The sequence below is a fragment of the Mycobacterium sp. FW102-FHT13B02 genome (assembly GCF_058790275.1).
In genome coordinates this window covers 1-2,159 of the sequence record NZ_JBYTCM010000062.1, presented here as the reverse complement: position 1 = coordinate 2,159, position 2,159 = coordinate 1, and the positions used below count along the sequence as shown (strand labels likewise).

Genomic DNA, 2,159 nt, shown 5'->3' with positions numbered 1-2,159 from the left:
TGTTAACGACGGTTGAAAATCCGGCCAGTCGCGACGGCTGAAAAGTAGGCCACCCAATCAGATTGGATGGGTGATCTCCTTGGAAGACTGGGCCTTGATCCGGCATCTTCACCGCAGCGAAGGGTTGTCGCAGCGGGCTATCGCACGACAGCTGAGCATCGCGCGAGACACGGTGGCCAGCGCGCTGGCCAGTGATGGTCCACCGAAGTACGAGCGGGCGGCAGGGCCGTCGGCGATCACCGAGGTGGAGCCGCGGCTTCGGGCGTTGTTGTCGGTCTATCCCCGGATGCCGGCGACGGTGCTCGCCGAGCGGGTCGGCTGGACCGGCTCGATCTCCTGGTTCCGGGAGCGGGTCCGGGCGCTTCGCCCGGAGTATCTACCTGCTGATCCGGTCGATCGCCTCGAGCATCCGCCGGGTCGGGTGATCCAGTGCGACCTGTGGTTCCCGGCACCGAGAATTGCGGTCGGGTTCGGCCAGGAGGCGATGCTGCCGGTGCTGGTGATGGTGGCCGCCTTCTCCCGGTTCGTCGCCGCGGTGATGCTGCCCTCGCGCCACACCATGGACCTCGTGGCCGGGATGTGGCAGCTGCTCTCGCAGAACTTCACCACGGTGCCCCACGAGTTGTGGTGGGACAACGAAGCCGGGATCGGTCGTCGCGGCCGGTTGACCGAACCCGTGACGGCCTTGGTGGGCACGCTGGGGTCGCGACTGGTGCAGATGAAGCCTAACGACCCCGAATCCAAAGGAATGGTGGAGCGAGCCAACCGGTATCTGGAGACCTCATTCCTGCCCGGTCGCAGCTTCACCTCACCGCACGACTTCAATGACCAACTCGGGCAATGGCTTCCGATTGCCAACAACCGACGGGTGCGGGTGTTGGATGGTCGTCCGGTCGACTTCCTCGATATCGATCGCGCGCACATGCTGGCGCTGCCACCGGTGCCGCCGACCGTCCAGACTGTGACCTCGGTGCGGCTGGGACGCGACTACTACGTCCGGGTGGCCGGCAACGACTACTCCGTGGACCCCCATGCGATCGGCCAACTCGTCGAGGTAAGCACCACCCTGTCCCAGGTGACGGTGACCCGGTCAGGCCGCCTGCTGGCGGCTCACGACCGCTGCTGGGCGGCCCGACAAACCCTCACCGACCCCACCCACGTGCAGGCCGCCGCAGTGCTGCGCCACCAGTTCCAGGCCGGCCCGCCACCAGCGGCAGGTGATCAGCTGGTGCGCGACCTTGCCGACTACGACCGCGCATTCGGCGTCGACTTCACCACAGGCACCGTCACTTCCGATGACGAGGTGGCATGAGCATGGCCGAGGACCCAATGAAAGCCGTCCTGCACTACGCCCAAGCCCTCAAGGCGCCGCGCATCCGCGACTCGGCTGCCCGACTGGCCGAGCAAGCCCGCGACACGGGTTGGACCCATGAGGAATACCTCGCCGCAGTCCTGTCTCGGGAGGTCGCGGCCCGGGAAGCCTCCGGCGCAGCGACACGTATCCGATCCGCCGGTTTCCCGACCCGCAAATCGTTGGAGGACTTCAACTTCGATCACCAACCAACGCTGAACCGGGACATGATCGCCCACCTGGGCACAGGCGCGTTCCTGGCCAAGGCCTCCAACGTGGTACTCCTCGGGCCACCCGGCACCGGCAAGACCCACCTCGCGATCGGACTGGCGATCAAAGCCGCCCAGACCGGACACCGCATCGCGTTCGCCACCGCCGTGGATTGGGTCGCCCGCCTCAAAGCCGCCCACAACGCCGGGCGACTCCCGGCCGAGCTGGTCAAACTGCGGCGCATCGGCCTGCTCGTCGTCGACGAAGTCGGCTACATCCCCTTCGAACAGGACGCGGCGAACCTGTTCTTCCAACTGGTCTCCAGCCGCTACGAACACGCCTCACTGATCCTGACCTCGAACCTGCCCTTCGCCCGCTGGGGCGACGTGTTCGGTGACCAAGTGGTGGCCGCGGCAATGATCGACCGCATCGTGCACCACGCCGACGTCCTGACCCTCAAAGGCTCCAGCTACCGGCTCAAAGACACCGGAATCGACACCTTGCCCTCCGCCAGAGCCGACAACACGGCACAATAACCACGACCACGTGGCCTACTTTTCACCGTCGCTTCTGGCCTACTTTTCGACCGTCGTCAACA

The 2,159-nt window shown here is 65.9% G+C and carries 2 protein-coding genes; both read left to right on the top strand.

Translation table 11 applies throughout. The features are described 5' to 3' along the window. Positions 1–70: 70 nt before the first annotated feature. Entirely contained in the window at positions 71–1,312 is a 1,242-nt protein-coding gene (gene istA, locus AC3WTE_RS32555; RefSeq protein WP_492443750.1) for an IS21 family transposase, read from the top strand. Positions 1,313–1,314: 2 nt separating this feature from the next. Then, on the top strand, positions 1,315–2,097 hold the full coding sequence (gene istB / locus AC3WTE_RS32550; protein ID WP_492443749.1) for an IS21-like element helper ATPase IstB: 783 nt from the start codon (positions 1,315–1,317) through the stop codon (positions 2,095–2,097). The last annotated feature ends 62 nt before the right edge of the window (positions 2,098–2,159 follow it).